Source organism: Kocuria turfanensis (genome assembly GCF_001580365.1).
In the GTDB taxonomy this organism is placed as follows: Bacteria; Actinomycetota; Actinomycetes; order Actinomycetales; family Micrococcaceae; genus Kocuria; species Kocuria turfanensis.
In genome coordinates, this window is record NZ_CP014484.1 from 1 (window position 1) to 14268 (window position 14268).

Sequence of the window (14268 nt, forward strand, 5' to 3'; positions counted from 1 at the left end):
GCAGGCATCGGCCGGCGGCTGCACCCCGTCCACGGTCGTCTCCGGTGAGGACTCCACCGACGCGGTGATCAACGTCCCTAACGGGTGGGGACCACTGGTGGTGGAGGCCGCCAAGACGGCAGGGCTGCCGGTGAGTGTCGCGGCCGCCCAGCTCAAGCAGGAATCCAATTGGGACCCCCGCGCCGGTAGCTCCGCCGGGGCTCAGGGCATCGCCCAGTTCATGCCCGACACCTGGGCCGCCTATGGGGAGAGCGGGGACGTGACCGATCCCGAGGACGCGATTCCTGCCTATGGGCGCTACATGGCAGCGCTGCGCAATGAGGTGAAGCCCCTGGCCGGTGATGACGCTGACCAGTTGGTGCGCCTGACCCTCGCCGCCTACAACGCCGGGCCTGGAGCGGTGCAGCAGCACAAGGGTGTGCCGCCGTTCGCGGAAACCGAGCGCTACGTGGCCACGATCCTCGACGGCGGTCAGATCGAGTTCTCCCCCGGCTGTGAGGCCCCCACCGGGGGCAAGGCATGGGACGGCGACCTGGGAGACGGGGAGTGGACCGCCCCGCTGCCCGGGGGCAAGTTCACCTCCGGCTACGGGCGCCGCAACGTACCCGGTGTGCCCGACTGGGCGCAGAACCACGTGGGCCTGGACTTCGCCACCCCCGGTGCCGGCTCCCGTCCGGGTGGTCCGGTGATCGCCCCGACCGATCTGCGGATCACCGGATTCAACGACACCGACGGGTGCGTGATTGCCAAGGAGGACGGGGGCGATCCCGATTTCGGGTTCGCCTTCTGCCACCTGAACTCCTGGGGCGTGAAGAAGGGCCAGAAGCTCAGCCGCGGCGACGTGATCGGTGTGGAGGGCAACCGGGGTCAGTTCGGCATGTCCACGCACCTGCACATCGAGATTTACAAGCCCGGGGCCCCCGACGTCGTTTTCCCCTATCAGGGCTTCAACATCGACCCCGAGCCGATCCTGCGAGAGAAAGGAGCGTGGCCGCAATGAGCCGCCGCCCCCACCTGATCACTGCCCTGGCCCTGTGCGCCCTGCCCCTGGCGGCGTGCTCAACCAGCCCGGCACAGGAGACGTCCGCCTCCTCCAGTGCAGCGGCCCCGGCCAGCTCGGCCCCGGCCGCGTGGCCTACGTCGAGCAGCTTCCCCACCCCGGAGGTGCCCGGGGATGGGACGTTCCCGGCCGTTGAGGACGTGGACCGCACCGATGTGGACTCCACCGCCCGAGCGGCCGCCATTCTGCTGCACTCCTGGGACACCGTGGTGGACCACACGGAGACGGCGGCCGCGATCCGCACCAAGCCACTCATGTCGGACGATTGGGCGGCCCAGCAGGTCGAGCCGGAGCGCAACGCCTCCCAGGGGGCGTGGTTGGACCCTGCCTCGCACGGGGCCTACAGCCGGGCCCAGGCGGTGCCGGCGATCGGGGACACGGCCCGCGACGTCGCTGACGATAAGGCGATCCGGGCGTACAAGGTGACCTGGCGGTGGGCCAGCCGTGACGGGGAACCGGCCGAGGGCACCGGCACCCGGCACGTGACGATCTACCTGGAAAAGCACTCCGATGCCTGGGAGGTTGTCGGCCACCAGTCCCACGAGCTGCCCGCCGGGGAGGTCTCCTCGTGAGCGTGGCCGTGCACACCTGGCCGGTGATCACCCTGACCTTCGGGGCCGAGCAGATCGTGGCCGATGCCAACGGGGAGGTGCTGACCTACCCGGTGCTCGACGCCGCCACCGCGCACGAGGTCGCCGCGGATGCGGCCACTGAGGCGTGTCGACGACTCGGGTTGAAGGCGTGCCGGGTGCAGGGCCACACCGAGGACGGGTCCATGTTTGAGATGGTCGTGGACGCCGAACTGGGCACCCTGGAGGAGTACGAGCCTCCGGCTGGTCCCGGGGCGGCTGGTCCCGGGTCTGCTGAGCGCAGCGCAGCCCGGCGGGGCGGGAGCTCCGCCCGGACACGCACGGCGGGTGCCCGGTCCGGGAACCAGCGCCGTCGCGCCCTGGCGATCTGGGGCAGCGTCGGGGTCCTGGCCCTGACGGCCGGGACCTCGGTGGCGATGAACCTCACCGAGGGTGAGGGTGAGGGGGAGCCGGTGGCGGTGGTGCACACCCCGCCCCCGGCCCAGCTGCCGGTGCCGGCCCCGGCCGGATGGGACACCTACGGTGCATGGGCCACGCCCATGTCCGGGTCCCAGGTGCAGGCGGTCCTGGACTGGGAGGGCCGGCCCGTGAGTGTGGACGGTGCCAAGCTCATCGGCCACGACCCCGACACCGGGGTGGAACAGTGGAGCCGGTCCGCACCGTTCACCGTGACCCAGCTGGCGATGTTCACCGTGGACGGGCAGACCCGCCTGGCGGCCGCCACGGGCAAGGAGCTGGTGCTGTTCACCCCGGACTCCACCGAGCCGATCCGGGTTCAGGTGCCCCAGGAGGCCACCGTGGTCCTGGACGGGGGCACCGTACCCCGCCTGGACCTGCCCAATCAGAAGTCCCTGCTGGTGGCAGCGGACGGGTCCACCGCCTCCCGGGTGGTGCCAGCGGCCGCCAAACCCCTGGAAGCTCAGGGGGAGGACCTGATCGCCGCTGACGCCAAGGCGGGGAAGGTGTGGCGGGTCGGCACCGACTCCGCGGCCCTGCCCAAGCCGGCGACCTTGCCGGCCCCGGCCAAGGGTGCGGAACTGACCGGCATTCTCGGCAGTGTCGAGGGCCGGGTGGTGGCCGCGTGGAAGGACGGGAAGCAGACGATCGTCGGGTTCTATGACGTGGACGAGGCCACGGAGGCGACTGCGGTGAAGCAGGTCGCGGTGCGCGAACTCGACGGCAACCAGATCACCACCTCCACGGTGCAGACCGACCGGGTGCACGGGTTGCTGCTGGCCTCCACGGTGCTGATCGATGTGGACGCCACCACCGCCCACCGTCTCGATGGCCAAGCCACGCTGGCCGCCGGCTACGCCTGGGTCACCAATGACGGCAAGCAGACCCAGGTCACCCGTGACGGGGCGACCGAGGCGACCACCACGGCCGATCAGGCCGCGGTGCCTGACGTCATCACGGACAACGGGATGGCGCTGACCCGGGTGGCCGGTGCCACCGATGGCTCCCTCTACGCCCTGGTCGAGACCGGCCCCACCCCCACAGCTAGCCCCACGGCGAGCACGTCACCGGCTGAGAGCCCTTCACCGACTGAGAGCACTACCCCCACTGCCAAGGAGACCCCCTGATGAGAATGACCGCCACGATCGACTCCACCGGTGCCGTGCACCTGGACACCGCCGGGCAGATCACCCGTGAGAACCACTCCACCGTGGCCGATGCGCGCCGGGCCGTGATGGACACGGCAAAGAGCCTGGCGGAGCAGACGAGCCAGGACATGCAGCTGCACATCGAGGACCCTGCCGGGTCTCGCACCTTCCTGGTCGGTGCCGATGGCAGCTCCCGGCAGGAAAGTGTGGCCCCGGCACCGGCCACCGCCGAGTCCCCGGCCCCGGTCGAGCCCGCTCGGTCCGGGTCGGTGCCTGCCGTGGAATCGGTGGTGCCAGCGCCGGTAGAGCCGGTGTCCGCTGCTGAGCCTGAGCCCGTGCCTGCCGTGGAGCCGGTGGAGCCGGCGTCGGGAGAGACTGTCCCGGTGGCTGCTGCGGAGGAGGAGGAGCAGGCCCCCGCTGCACTGGCTACGGCGGCTGCTCCCGCGCCTAATCCGTTCCTCGGCGGCCGCCCGTCCACGGCCCGCCCTGCGGAGCCCGCGGTGGCGGAGCCCACGGCAGCTGGTAGCCGGCGGGAGTCGCTGCCGTCCTTCGTGGACCGCCCCGAGGTGGACGCCCCGGCCCAGCACGGGTGGCGCGGGGCACTGAACTCGATGGGCCTGCACTTGGCGCCCTCGGCCGCGGAGCTGAGCCAGCGGAAGGACGAGGCCGCGGTGTCGGCCCACTGGGCCGGGCCGCGCACGATCGCGGTCCTGAACCCCAAGGGTGGGGCCGGCAAGACGCCGACGGTGATCTGTCTGTCGGCCGTGTTCGCCCGCCTCTCCGGTGGTGGGGTGTTGGCCTGGGACAACAACAACTCCCTGGGCTCGTTGGGTTGGCGCACCTTCGACGCCGGCCATGAGGCGACCGTGGTCGATCTGCTGGGGCGTACTGATCACTTCATGACTTCTGATGCCCGGGTGGGGGACCTGTCCGGGTACGTTCACCACCAGCCGGCGGATCGCTATGACGTGCTGCGCTCCGATGACCGTTCCGGGGATCAGGAGCGGCACATGGTCACCGGGGAGGAGGTGGACCGGCTGCACGCGGTGGCCGCGAAGTATTACCGGGCGATCGTGATGGATTCGGGCAACACCGAACGCGGGGCGAACTGGCAGGCGATGATCGGCCACGCCGATCAGGTGGTGATCCCGGTGAAGTCGGTTGATGACGCCGCCGAAGGGGCCTCCCGGGTGCTGGCCGCCCTGCACGCCGGAGATGAGCACGCCCAGGAGCTCGCGCGCAACGCGGTGGTAGTGGTGCTGTGCTGCGAGCCCGGCCACCAGAAGACCAAGGCCAAGGAACTCGCGGAGGAGTTCGCCCCCTACGTCCGGGCGGTGGCCACGATTCCCTATGACCGGGCGCTGGTGGAGGGTCGGGTGCGGTTCTCCGCGATGACCCCGGCCACCCGCCGGGCCTGGCTGCGCGCCGGGGCAGCAGTGCGGGAGGGCCTGTGATCGTGGACAGTCCCCGTAACCCCTTCGTGGCCGCCCCCGAGATGGTGGAGGAGGAGGACCCGATGGAGGAGGACCCGATCCTCGGCTCCCGGGACTCCATCCGCGGCCCGCAGAACCTCCAGCAGACCTTGGCTAAGGAACCGATCCCCGAAGAGGAGGAAACCGCCCCGGTGGAGGTCACCCAGGCCACGCTATGGCTCGTCGGGGCCTCCGGCGGGGTGGGCACCTCCACCCTGGCCGGCCTGTGCTCGGAGCAGGTCGTGGACGCGGCGGTGCAGGAACCGGAATGGGCGTCACGGGCGCTGCTGGTGTGCTCCACCAGCGCCTCCTCCTTGGAGGCGGCCGCCCAGCTGGCCCGGGCCTCGGCCACCGGACAGCTGCCCTATGAGCTGGTCGGCCTGGTCATCGTCCACGACCGGCCCAAGAACCGGATCACCAAACCCACCCTGACCTTCGCCCGGAGTGTGGCACGCATGTTCCCGGTGGCCATGACCGTCCCCTATGAACCGTCGTGGCGCGAGGTCGGCGTCACCCCCTCCCCTTCCAGCACACGGCTGAAAACCGTGCTGCGGAAGATCGAAAAAATCGCCCAGACCGGGCACTGAGAAAGGAAACCCCCCGATGATCACCCACACCCTCATGACCACCTCCCTGAGCACCCTCAACACGGTGCTGGTCCCGGCCATCAACGCCACCCCCACCCAGCCCCCGGGCATGGAGAACGTGACCATGATCCTCGGCTGGATCCTCTGGGCCGCCGGCCTGGTCCTGTTCGTCTACTTCATCTTCGGACTCGTCACCGCCGGACGGAACCGCCGCCGCGGTGATGAGGTCGAGGCCCCGGTGTGGCCGCTGGTCGCGGCCGCCCTGCTCGGGGCGGCCGGGGCGATCTGGAACATGATCACCGGCGGCTGAGCCGGCCCCCGATCCTCAACCGGCACCGCAACGACAGGGAGACCCCCGATGGACACGAACAACAACAACGCAACCCGGACCCGCCCCCGCTGGTTCGGCCCGGCCCTGATCGCCCTGGTGCTGCTGCTGGTCGCGGTAGCCGGATGGACCATCCGCAACCTCACGACCCCCGATGAGGTCCAAGCCCCCACGGCTCCGGCTGCCTCGACCGCCCCCACCCAGGGGGCGGCCGAGGCAGCAGCTCCCTCCTCGGGGGAGGACTTCGCCTGGGACTGCCAGGCGCAGCTGAGCACGGACACCTCCTCGGTGGCCGATGAGGCCCCGGAGGTGCAGGACTGGGTGGCCGCCGGCTACAACGTGGTGCCCTCCTCCCCTGAGTTCGGAGGCTGCGAACGACGCGACTCTGGGTTGCGGGTCGGTTTCGCTCACTCCGAGGCCGGGGCGCTGATGGCTGCGGCAACCTACGCGATGGCCTTGGACCCTTCGGTGAGCGAGGAGGCCGCGGAGGACGTTGAGGTGGCAATGGCGGAAGGTCCCAACCGCGACCAGATCGAGGAAAAGGCCCAGCGCATCCGCGACGGACTGGAGCAGGGCGACGACGGGACCACAACGGCCTCGTCCACGTTGCTCGGTTACTCCCAGCTCAACTACACCGATGAGGTCGCCTCCTACCAGCTGGTCTACTCCTTCCCCTCGGGCAACGGCTTGGAAGAGAAGGCCCTCGCCCAAGCTGACCTGGTGTGGGAGGACGGGGACTGGAAGCTGGACCCGGCCTCGGGCACGAAGATGATGACGGCGGACCTCTACCAGGGCCAGCCCTACGTCGAGTGGGGGCCCAAGGTCTAATGGGACTGCTCGGAGACCTCGCTAGCAGTGTTGCCGGGGACACGGTGGAGAAGCTGATCCTGTTCATGGCCGGGTGGCTGGTCGAAATCTTCACCACCATGCTCGATTTCGTGGGCACCTGGTGGCTCAACATCGGCGCACCGGCAATGGGCGCCGGATCGGCCACCGAGCGGGTGCAGACCGCCACCACTACCTTCGTCGGCGTCGCCGGCATCATCGGCACCGCCTTCGCTGTCATCAAGATAGCTCGGGACCACAGCCGGGACTCGGCCGAGAACCTGGTGATGGGTCTGATCCGCACCGTGGTGGTCTCCGGGCTGGCGGTGTCGATGGTGTCCCTGTCGCTGGCGGTCACCGATGAGGTGGCCCCGTGGCTGGTGGACACGATCGCCGGCAACGCGGCCCGGGACGGGCTGGGACAGTCGATGGACCTGGACGCTGTGACCGGGTCCAAGATGGCGCTGACCACCGCTGGAATCCTGATCGTGCTCGCTCCCTTTGCCATCCTCGGGGCGATCCTCAACGCGGCCCTGGTGATCTTCTCCTACGGAGTGGCCGGAGCCTTGTGCGGGCTGCTGCCGATCTTCGCCGCCGCTTCGACCACGGAGCGGGGACGCAAGGCGTTCGACAAAGCGGTGGGCTGGCTGATTTCGGTGATCCTGTTCAAGCCGGTCGCGGCCGTGCTCTACGGCTTCGGCCTGGCGCTGATGAACGGGATCAGGGGAACCGGTGACGGTGAAGTGGCCAACCATGTGATCACCCTGCTCACCGGCACCGTGATCATCTTCTCCGCCTGCCTGTCGATGCCCGCCCTGGCCCGCGTCATGGTCCCGGCCGTCAGTGCTGGCCCCCGCGGCATGGGCGCTGGTGGGCTGGCCATGCTCGGTGGTGCCGTGGCCATCGGCGCACTCACCGCTGGTGTCGGCACCGCCGCCGCCGGAGCGGCCGCCGCGAGTGCCGGAGCTGCCGGGGCCGGTGCTGGAGCGGCCGGTGGCGCTACTGGAGCTGCTGGTGCTGGAGCCGGTGGCGCTGCGGGTGCTGGAGCCGGTGGCGCTGGAGCCGGTGGCGCTGGAGCCGGTGGCGCTGGAGCTGCCGGGGCTGGTGCCGGTTCGGGTGCTGGGGGCGGTGCCTCCAGTTCGACCGGGGCGCCGGGATCGACTGGTGCTGGTGGTGGCTCTCCCTCGGCTGGTGGACCCGCCGGTGCCGAGAACGTGGAGAGCACCACAGCTGGTGCAGCTCCTACGTCCGCACCGGGAACCACGACAGGTGGAGCTTCGGGTGCGGAGAACGTGCAGAGCCCCACCACGGGTGCTGCCCCCAGCAGTGCAGCAGGCACGGGTACAGGCGGGGCCTCGGGCGCGGAGAACGTGCAGAGCCCCACCACGGGCGCTGCCCCCAGCAGTGCAGCAGGCACGGGCACGGGCACGGGCGGGGCCTCGGGTGCGGAGCAGGTGCAGAGCTCGAGCCCGTCCCCGGCAGCTGCCGGTGGGGCATCCGAGGCGTCTGGGCCGGCCGGTGCCGAGGCGGTGGCTCCGACCAATGGTGCCGGGCCGACCGGGCACCCGGGCGGGGAAGGGTCCTCGGTCACGGGGGCCAAGAAACCGTTGATCAACGGCCAACGGCTGGAATTCGGGCTGCGGGAAGTCGTCCGGGACGCTGAGCAATCCATTGAAAGTGGTGAGGATCTGTGAGTAGCAACCAGGTAATCGTGCGGCAGTACGGCAACATCGCGGAGGACAAGACGGCCGGGCTGCTGGGGTTCTCGATGGCCTCCACCGTGGTCCTCGGTGTCGGGTCGGTGCTGGTGTTCTTGTTCATCATGGCCTCCCAGATCTGGGTCGCGGCCGGCATCGCGGTGGCCGCGTTCATCGTGGCCACCGTGCTCGGGTCCAAGGACCGCAACGGCCGATCCAAGCCCGAACGCTGGATCGCCCGGGGCATGTTCTCCCGGGCCGAGAAGAAGAATCGCACCACGTACAAGGCCGGTCCGACCTCACAGATCCCGGATGGCTCCTTTCGCGCCCCGGGCGTGCTGGCCGCCACCGAGCCGGTGTCCTTCACGGACCTGTTCGGCCACCGAGGGGTGATGCTGTGGCACCCGAAGTTGAAGACCGGCACGGTGTTCGTCATCGCCAACTCCTCCGGGCTGGGCCTGTTGGATCAGGACCGGGTGGACCGGATGGTGGGCACCTGGGCCGCCTTCCAGCGCGACGCCGGTTCCAACACGGAGCTGGTGCAGGTCTCGGTCACCACCCAGTCCACCACCGACCCCGGAGAGCGGCTGCCCGATGCGGTGGCCGTGGGCCGGGCCCAGGCCGGGTCCCAATCGGTGCCGGCCTTCGCCCGGGCCACGATGGACGAAGTGGTGGCCAACCTCAACCAGGACGTGCCCAAGCTGGAGCAGTGGATCGCGCTCACATTCAGCGGCAAGGCCAACGAGGGCGAGGGCGTACCCGAGCGCACCGCCGAGGAGCTGGCCACAGACGTCTCCTCGCTGCTCAGTGGGTTCCTGGAGCAGCTGGAGCAGGCCGGGGCCGGGTCGGTCTCCCTGATGCAAGAACACGACCTGACCGACCAGACCTATGTGGCCTATAACCCGTTGGCGGCGGCCGCGGTGGAGAAGGCCCGGCTATCCGAGGCCGGCACCGGGCTGCGCTGGGAGGAAGTAGGACCCTCGGCGGCCCGGGTGGTGGGTTACCCGGGCCGGTACGAGCACGGTGGGGTGGTGTCGAAGTCCTGGCAGATGTGGCGGCCCCCCGCTGGCACGTTCCGGGAGAACGCGCTGGTGGCCCTGCTTGCACCGAATGCGGAGATGTTGCAGAAGCGGGTGACGGTGTTCTACCGGCCGCAGTCCCCGGACAAGTCGGCTATTCAGGTGCAGCAGTCCCTCACCAATGCGCAGTTCGCGGCGAACCAGAAGAACCGCCGCCCCACCAGCTCCCAGATCATCGCCCTGGAGAAGGCCCGGAAGGCCGAACGTGAGCAGGCCGAAGGGGCGTCGCTGGTGCGGTTCTCGATCGTCGTGACCGCCACCGTGGAGCGGCCCGAGCAGTTGCCGAGGGTGGCGGCCACGCTGCGGCGCAACGCCTCCCAGGGGGTGCAGCTGGGCCTGCGGGAATGCGACTACAACGACGATGCCGCGTTCGCGTTCAACCTCGGTCTGGGCGTGGTGCCCGATGCCGTGGCCACCATTCCAGCTGATGTGCGAAAGGCGCTGTGATGTCTGTTTTCGACCAGCTCACCGATTCGATCCTCAATAAGTTCTTCGGCCGTTCCGCCGCCGCCGGTACTGGGCAAATGCGCGAGCTCACGGAGAAGGGCATGGACGTCACCCACGGCGGGATGAACTCCTGGGTGGAGGCACCCCCGGAATTCACCGCCACCTCCAACCAGACGGCCGGGCTGTGGCCCTTTGCCGTGGGCACCTCCTCCCCGCTGGTCGGGGCGGTGCTGGGGCGGAACCAGCTCAACGGCTCAGTGGTGTGCGGGGACCCGATCAACCTGTTTCTGCGCGGCATCATTTCCTCCCCCTCCTGCTTCATCCTCGGACTGCAGGCTCGGGGGAAGTCCTCGGTGGCGGTGCGCATGGCCCTGGCCCTGGTCGATCAAGGGTTCTTGTTCGTCGGGGCCAGTGATGTGAAGCCGGACCTGGCCGGGCTCACCGTCGAGGTCGGCGGGCAGGTCATCCGGGTCGCCCCCGGAGTGGGCTCGATCAACCCGCTCGATGCCGGCCCTTTGTGGCGCCGGCTGGCTGAGCTACCCGAGGCGCTGCAACGGCAGATGCGCGCAGAGATTCACAGCCGCCGCCTCAACGCCCTCACCGGACTGCTGGAGCTGGTCTTCAAGGCACCCCTGGATGCCCGCCAACAAGAGCCCACGGTGCTGTCCATGGCGATCACCGAGGCCGCCGAGCACGCCGAGGCCCAGGGCCGGCAACCGATCATCGAAGACGTGGTGGACGTGATCACCGCCGCACGCCCGGCGATCATGGCCGCGATCCTGGTCGATGACCAGGCCGCCTATCGGGGGCAGGTGCGCAACCTGCTGGCCGGGCTCAACGCCCTGGGCGCACATGGCCCGTTCGGGGATGTGTTCTGCCGGCAGACCTCCGAGGAGATGCAGATTGATCAGTCGGTGGACTTCGATCTGTCGGCCATCGACGAGACGCTGCTGGACCTGCGGGCCGCAGTGCAGATCGTGTGCTGGTCCTACGCCCAAGCCGGGATCTCCGCGGCCAAGACCCTGGCCGAGGCCGGGCTCATGGAGGAGCGCCACCACCTGATGATCATGGACGAGCTGTGGCAAGCCCTGCGCGCCTCGGAGCTGCTGGTGCACCAGATCGACGGCATCACCCGGCTGAACCGCACCAAAGGACTCGGGCAGCTGTTGATCACCCACTCCATGAAAGACCTCCAGCTCTCGACCGAGGAGCTGACCAAGATCGCTACCGGGTTCATGGAGCGCTCCTCGATGAAGGTTCTGGGTGGGCTGGCGCAGAACGAGATGGGGATGCTGGAGACCGTCTTTCCCCTGTCTGAGCAGGAGAAGGCGTTGCTGGTGGCGTGGTCGGCGGAGGGCTCGGTGAACCCTAAGACCGGGCGCACCTCGCCCCCTCCGGGGCGGGGCCGGTTCATGTTGAAGACCGGGGAGGCCCCCGGGGTGCCGTTCCAGACCAACCTCACCGCCGGGGAGCTGCGGGTCCATGACACCAATGCCGCCTGGGCGGCCGCACAGGCCCGGGTGAACGCATGAACACCAACGACCAGAACAAGAGTTTCATCGGCATCTTGATCCTGTTCACGGCCGTGATGGGCGCGGTGGGCCTGGTGCACCTGGGGAACGTGCTGACCCCGGTGACCGGGGACCTGCCGTGGAACCCGTTTACCTTGGGCATCCAGCTGGCGACCGGGGCGGTGGACTGGCCGATGGCCGCGACTTTCCTGGTCGGTTTGGAGGTGGTGGCCGGGGTGGCGGCGCTGATGGTGTGGGGCACCCGGAGCCCGTCCAAGACCCAGGAAGCCGCCCGGCGGATGAGCCCTCCGGGCCGGATCAACCCGGCGATGGCTGCTGCCCGCACCACTGAGGCCCACCGGTTGCACCCTGATGCCCAGGGCATTGGTCCGGGGCTGACGATCGGGCTGGTGGGCAAGAACCCGGTCTATCAGGGCTGGCGGGAGTGCTCGGCCCATGTGTGGGGCACTGGGCGGGGTAAGACCACCTCACAGGTGATTCGGCACGCCACCGAGGCGCCGGGGGCGTTCCTGATGACGACGAACAAGGTGGATGGGGTGGCCGAGGTCCTGGCGGCCCGAACCACTACGGGGAGCACCGTGTGGCTGTTCGACCCCCAGCGCATTTGGCGCGACAGCGCCCGTCCGGCGATGATTTTCAACCTGTTGGCCACGGTCACCGATACGGTCTCGGCCGGGGAGGTCGCCTCAATCTTCGAGACCGCCTCGGCCTCCGGCTCGGCCGGCGGGAAGGGTGATCCGCAGTTCGACTCCCAGGGCCGCGATTACCTCTCCTGGTGCCTGCTGGGGGCGTCCAAGAGCGGCAAAACGCTCTCGGACGTGCTGGCCTGGGTGTCCTCCGCGAATTTCCTGGAACCGGCCCAAGCCCTGAAACAGGCCGGCCACACCGGACCGGCCGCCGCGGTGGAAGGTATGGGCCGTCAGCCAGAGGACACCCGGGGGTCGGTGGCTGCCAGTGCACAGCGCATGGCTTCCGCACTGGTCCACGATGAGCTGCTGGCCTGGACCACTCCGACCCCTGGGGTGCCGGTATTCAATCCGCACCGCTTCGTCACGAGCAAGGACACTCTGATTCTGCTCACCCAGGATGCTGCCGGGTCTGGGGCGGCGTTCGTCTCGACCCTGGTCTACGCGGTGGTTACCGCCGCCCAGCACGCCGCCCGGCGTGCTGGAGGCAGGTTGCCGGTGCCGCTGGTGGCTGACCTCGATGAGGTCGGCAACGTGGTGAAACTCAAGCAGCTGCCCGAGTGGTACTCCTTCTTCGGGTCGATGGGCATTGTCGTCTCGGCCTACTTCCAGACCAAGGGCCAGGGCGTGGACATGCTGCAACGCACCGGGTGGGACACCCTGTGGTCGGCGGCCGCGGTGAAGGTCTACGGCGGTGGCTCCGATGACGCGGAGTTCCTGGAGTCGTTGCGCAAACTGATCGGCACCTATGACGCGAAGGTGCGCAGCACCTCCACCTCCCGCGGGGTGGCCTCCCGGTCGGTGCAGACCGTCCAGCGCGACATCATGCCAGTCTCCAAGCTCTCGGAGCTGCCGGCCGGGCACGCCTGGGTGAAGACCTCCACCGGCGGCGGCACGATCGTGCGCACCGTGCGGTGGTTTGAGGACAAGGACCTGAAAGCCCGGATCACACCGGTGCTAGAGCGGATCACAGAAGGACAGCGGCGATGACCGATCAAGTAGCAGAGACGGCCGAGAACAAGCCCACGCTGGAGGATTTCATCGAGTGGGTCCAGGCCACGATGGCCGATGTGGAGTCCGTAGACCGCTCCGCCAACATGCACTGGTGCTCCCAGTGGTGGGCCCACCCCGAGGCCGTGAAGCGGTTGCGCGCCCTCCACGAGGAGTGGCTAATCCGCCTGGCCGATGGGGGCATGTCCTCGTGGTGGGTTGATCACTTCGATGCTCACGCCAAGGTGCTGTTCTCCCGGAACGGCCCCTTTGGAGAGTGCGGGGTCTCCCACACCGAACGCGGAATGCGCCGGACGCTGGCCTGCGAGCAACCCCCTAGCGAGTGGTCGTGGTGACCACATAGACCGGGGGCAGGCCGCCGTCTCTTCCCAGTAGGCGGCCTGCCCCCCTCCGGAGGGACAGGCACTCGTGCGCTGTCCCACAGTGGCCGGGGTCCCTCCTTCCCAGGGACCCCGGCCACTGCCATGCCCAGACAAGGGCAGCCGCACATTTCCTCGGCCCTGGCGGGCCTCCGAAGTGATTGCCCAAGGGTGGTGTGGTTGCTTAGACCTGGTCTGGGAGCCGGTGTCAGCTATGCTCCCGGCCGGTTGCTGCTGGGTTCAGTAGCCTGACGAGATGGACTTCCTTGCGATTCCCACGCTGCGCGGTGATCTGGCTTCCCTCGAACCACTGGCCCCGGAGCACGCCGAGGAGCTGGCGGAGGCGGTAGCCGAGGAGGATCTCTACAAGATCTGGTACACCCGCCTGCCCACACCGGACCGGATGAGCGCGGAGATCGAGAAGCGGCTGGCCGGCCACGCCGCCGGTCAGATCGTGCCGTGGACCATCCGGGCCGCGGACGGTCGCGCCGTGGGGATGACGACGTTCCTGAACATCCGTCCCGACCACCGGCGGCTGGAGATCGGCTCCACCTGGATCGCCCCGTCCGCCCAGGGCACCGGGGTCAACACGCAGGTGAAGCTGCTGCAGCTCGCTCACGCCTTCGAGGCTCTGGACTGCATCGCCGTGGAGTTCCGCACGCACTGGCACAACCACCGCTCCCGTGCGGCCATCGCGGCCCTGGGCGCGAAGCAGGACGGGGTGCTGCGCAACCACGACCTGTGGCGTGACGGGTCCATGCGTGATGTGGTGGTGTTCTCCATCATCGACTCCGAGTGGCCCACCGTGCGGCTGTCGCTGACGGAGAAGCTACGCACCCGCAATCGAGTCTCGACGGCCTCCAGCACCCGATGAGAACACGTCCCTGATGCGCTGGGGTGTCCCAGGGCTCATGCTCATGCGGTGGTGCGGGCGCGGCGTCGTAAGTTGATCAGCGTGATTGCCAGCAACAACAGCGGCCGCAGAGTGGTC

General features: G+C 69.1%; 13 protein-coding genes. All 13 read left to right on the forward strand.

All coding sequences use genetic code 11. The features are described 5' to 3' along the window. Positions 1-100: 100 nt before the first annotated feature. The 13 genes from AYX06_RS18820 (at position 101) to AYX06_RS18880 (ending at position 14151) form a co-directional block, all read left to right on the forward strand. Positions 101-1000, forward strand: coding sequence for a transglycosylase SLT domain-containing protein (locus tag AYX06_RS18820; protein ID WP_232319492.1), 900 nt, complete (start codon positions 101-103; stop codon positions 998-1000). Beyond that, complete coding sequence (locus tag AYX06_RS18825) at positions 997-1632, forward strand: hypothetical protein (RefSeq protein ID WP_062737465.1); 636 nt, start codon at positions 997-999, stop codon at positions 1630-1632. The genes AYX06_RS18820 and AYX06_RS18825 overlap by 4 nt, the downstream gene beginning before the upstream one ends. Continuing rightward, complete coding sequence (locus AYX06_RS18830) at positions 1629-3233, forward strand: hypothetical protein (RefSeq protein ID WP_062737466.1); 1605 nt, start codon at positions 1629-1631, stop codon at positions 3231-3233. The genes AYX06_RS18825 and AYX06_RS18830 overlap by 4 nt, the downstream gene beginning before the upstream one ends. Continuing rightward, positions 3233-4708 carry a MinD/ParA family ATP-binding protein gene (locus AYX06_RS18835; protein ID WP_062737467.1) on the forward strand — a complete coding sequence of 492 codons (1476 nt, stop codon included), beginning with the start codon at positions 3233-3235 and terminating at the stop codon, positions 4706-4708. Before AYX06_RS18830 ends, AYX06_RS18835 begins: the two co-directional genes overlap by 1 nt. Before the next feature lie 2 nt (positions 4709-4710). Beyond that, entirely contained in the window at positions 4711-5313 is a 603-nt protein-coding gene (locus tag AYX06_RS18840) for a DUF6668 family protein (RefSeq protein ID WP_157093491.1), read from the forward strand. A 16-nt stretch (positions 5314-5329) separates the two neighbouring features. Then, complete coding sequence (locus AYX06_RS18845; RefSeq protein WP_062737469.1) at positions 5330-5623, forward strand: hypothetical protein; 294 nt, start codon at positions 5330-5332, stop codon at positions 5621-5623. 48 nt (positions 5624-5671) lie between these two features. Further along, a complete protein-coding gene (locus AYX06_RS18850) occupies positions 5672-6469 on the forward strand; it encodes a hypothetical protein (protein WP_062737470.1) in 798 nt (265 codons plus the stop codon). Further along, positions 6469-8160, forward strand: coding sequence for a hypothetical protein (locus AYX06_RS20810; protein ID WP_062737471.1), 1692 nt, complete (start codon positions 6469-6471; stop codon positions 8158-8160). Before AYX06_RS18850 ends, AYX06_RS20810 begins: the two co-directional genes overlap by 1 nt. Continuing rightward, positions 8157-9689, forward strand: coding sequence for an SCO6880 family protein (locus tag AYX06_RS18860; protein WP_147017965.1), 1533 nt, complete (start codon positions 8157-8159; stop codon positions 9687-9689). The genes AYX06_RS20810 and AYX06_RS18860 overlap by 4 nt, the downstream gene beginning before the upstream one ends. Continuing rightward, the gene (locus AYX06_RS18865) at positions 9689-11221 is read left to right on the forward strand and encodes a hypothetical protein (protein ID WP_147017963.1); all 1533 of its coding nucleotides are present in this window, start codon (positions 9689-9691) and stop codon (positions 11219-11221) included. Before AYX06_RS18860 ends, AYX06_RS18865 begins: the two co-directional genes overlap by 1 nt. Beyond that, the gene (locus AYX06_RS18870; RefSeq protein ID WP_062737474.1) at positions 11218-12897 is read left to right on the forward strand and encodes a type IV secretory system conjugative DNA transfer family protein; all 1680 of its coding nucleotides are present in this window, start codon (positions 11218-11220) and stop codon (positions 12895-12897) included. Before AYX06_RS18865 ends, AYX06_RS18870 begins: the two co-directional genes overlap by 4 nt. Next, positions 12894-13253: a DUF4913 domain-containing protein gene (locus tag AYX06_RS18875; RefSeq protein ID WP_062737475.1), complete on the forward strand. Its 360-nt coding sequence runs from the start codon at positions 12894-12896 to the stop codon at positions 13251-13253. The genes AYX06_RS18870 and AYX06_RS18875 overlap by 4 nt, the downstream gene beginning before the upstream one ends. Before the next feature lie 280 nt (positions 13254-13533). Then, positions 13534-14151 (forward strand): GNAT family N-acetyltransferase, encoded by a 618-nt coding sequence (locus AYX06_RS18880; RefSeq protein ID WP_062737476.1) that lies wholly within the window; start codon positions 13534-13536, stop codon positions 14149-14151. Positions 14152-14268 lie beyond the last annotated feature (117 nt).